Source organism: Methylibium rhizosphaerae, from assembly GCF_006386545.1.
Classification (GTDB): Bacteria; Pseudomonadota; Gammaproteobacteria; order Burkholderiales; family Burkholderiaceae_C; genus Pseudorivibacter; species Pseudorivibacter rhizosphaerae.
Map to the genome: position 1 here is coordinate 1 of NZ_SWAR01000182.1, position 673 is coordinate 673.

The 673-nt window shown below is 68.2% G+C and carries 1 protein-coding gene; it reads right to left on the reverse strand.

Annotated features, from left to right (window positions below; genetic code table 11):
• Positions 1 to 673: hypothetical protein (locus E8D38_RS28565; RefSeq protein ID WP_181179590.1), on the reverse strand; the 673-nt coding region annotated here is incomplete at both ends.

The window sequence follows — 673 nt, forward strand, 5'->3', positions numbered from 1 at the left end:
CACGAGGTCGCCGAAGCTGTCGTCGTTCACGTCGACCGCATCCGTCGCGCGCGGCACGACGAGCCGGGTGCCCTGGGTGATGGGCTGCGTGCCGTAGCCGATCTCCTTCCAGATCTCCCGGCCTTCGGCGGTCATGCGCACGTCCTGCTTGAGCACGCGCACCGAAAGCACCTCCCCAAGGCCGCCCGCCTCCTGCGTCGACGGGACGTCGGTCCAGGACAAGGTGGCGCCGCTGCCTGTGCCGGCGAGCACGTAGCTGCGCGTGCGAACAACGCCCGCAGGGCCGGCGGTGCGGTAGGTCAGTTCGACCTTGATGTCGCCGTTACCCAGGTTGTCCTGATCGGGCCAGGCCACACTGACACTGTTCGTGCCGACCCACTCCGGAGGCGGCACATACTGGTCGCTCCCGTCCCCGGAGTAGTCCGTCCACAGGGCCGAACTCAGCTTCCGATATTCGAGCACCGTATTGCTAGTCACCTCGGCGCCGCCGCCGAGTCCGCTGGTGGATCGATCGGCAAGCACCTGCTCCACGGCCCGCCCGAGTCGGTCGTAGCGGGTTTCGGTGCGCCGCATCCCGCCTGCCACATCGGCATCGGCGGCCTTTTCAAAGGCCTCGATGGCGCCTTCCTGCGCGCTGCTGATGACGGCAGTACGCCGCCCCTGCACGTCGTAG